At 34.7% G+C, this 1,645-nt stretch carries 2 protein-coding genes and 1 pseudogene; all 3 read right to left on the bottom strand.

Annotated features, from left to right (window positions below):
* Positions 1-141 precede the first annotated feature (141 nt).
* Complete coding sequence (locus B2S90_RS08780) at positions 142-861, bottom strand: tyrosine-protein phosphatase (protein WP_286696901.1); 720 nt, start codon at positions 859-861, stop codon at positions 142-144.
* Between the two features lie 113 nt (positions 862-974).
* Positions 975-1,403, bottom strand: a complete 429-nt coding sequence (locus tag B2S90_RS08775) for a S24/S26 family peptidase (RefSeq protein WP_006505021.1) — start codon at positions 1,401-1,403, stop codon at positions 975-977.
* Positions 1,400-1,645, bottom strand: a pseudogene (locus B2S90_RS08770) (phosphoesterase); the annotation flags it as partial. The gene B2S90_RS08775 and the pseudogene B2S90_RS08770, both read right to left, overlap by 4 nt.

The following is a 1,645-nucleotide window of genomic DNA, read 5'->3' as shown; positions in this document are numbered from 1 at the left end:
TTGCCTTAATCTTTAAAGTACCTGTAGGTACTTTAATGACAGGTGATTCCCCTGTTTGAGGCTTATGGTTATCATAATAAATGAAACCAAAATATAAAGCCGCAATCACTAGGAATATGATTCCGTTTCTGACCTTATTGTTCATACCTTTCCCCCGTTTAATAATTTCTCTGGATTCTCATTGAAGATTCTCTTCGCATAAGAACTACCAAAATAAGTCTTTACCTTCTCAAATGATTCATACATGGCAGGATATCTGTTACGTAAGTTATGTGCATCACTTCCTACTAAATGTATCAATCTTCTATCCAACAAGTCATATACTGTATCTTTGACTATAGAACCATAGTCTCCAAGTATTGACCCTTTATTCATCTGTAGATAGCCACCCATCTCTATAATGCGTGGTGCAAGTTCTGTATTTGTCTGGAATGCTTCAAAACGTTCCGGATGTGCAATAACAGGTATACATCCCTTTTCAAGCACACTCTCTACTGCTTCAAGAATAACATCCTCATTGACATCAAAATAGAATTCTACTAATAAGTATTTTGTATCTGCAAGAGTTGTAATATCCTTGAAATGTTTTTCAAAAGATTCCTTAGAACTATATAAGAACTCACATCCTAGATGTAGTTTAATAGGAATACCTACATCCCATACTATATTTCTAAACTCTTCAAAAAGATTTTCAATCTTTTCTCTAGGATTATCAAAACCATATGCATAGGCAAGATGTGGCGTTAAGATGATTTCTTCTGTACCATCTCTATAAGCCTGATCTAACATCTCTAGACTCATGTCTACACTCTTAGAACCATCGTCTACGAGAGGAAGAATATGACTATGTATATCAATCATAAGTTCACCCCTTTGTACATTTAGTGTACAGTATAACATCTTTTCACACATTTTGGGAGTTTTGACAACACTTAATGCACGAATAGAGTAAAAATTACACTAAATTCTTATTTTTACTTGTATAATCTCATAATCAGATGCCTGAAAGGTATCAAATGTAGCCAGATCTTCTCAAAAAATACCCACCAGAAGTCTCCTTCAGTAATCTTTTTATCTTTTCTATATACTGTATGTATGATTCCAAACACTTGTTTAGGGTCCACAGGACCTTCCATATCTGTCTGATTATCACCAATAATATATAACATGCCCTTCTTTATATGATGTATTCTATGCATCACATACTGCCCATTCTCTCTTTGGAAGAAAACGATATCTCCCTTCTTGAAAGGTTCAACAGGCTTAGATATAATGACACTATCACGCATATGAATCAAGAAAGGATTCATAGAGCTACCTGTGACAGTAAAACGTACATCTTTGCCCTGATTTATTAAATCTATTAATACAGGCATATATTCATTTATATCTACTATCTTCATCTTAATGTGATCTGAACGATTTCTGCTGGATTATTCATCCTAGGCATTGCTTCTCCAGAACTACTCACCCCTCTTGTAATAATCATATTATTAATACCTAACCTATATAAACCATAATCATACTTAGGAAACCATCCCTGCTCAGGTGCATACAGCCCCTTGCCATTAGGAAGAATAATCTGTCCTCCATGGACATGACCACTTAATATAAGTCCTACATTCCACATATAGGCATCTGCATA

It is taken from the genome of Catenibacterium sp. UBA627 (genome assembly GCF_002299355.1).
GTDB lineage: Bacteria > Bacillota_I > Bacilli_A > Erysipelotrichales > Coprobacillaceae > Catenibacterium > Catenibacterium mitsuoka.
This window is presented reverse-complemented; position numbering and strand designations above follow the sequence as displayed.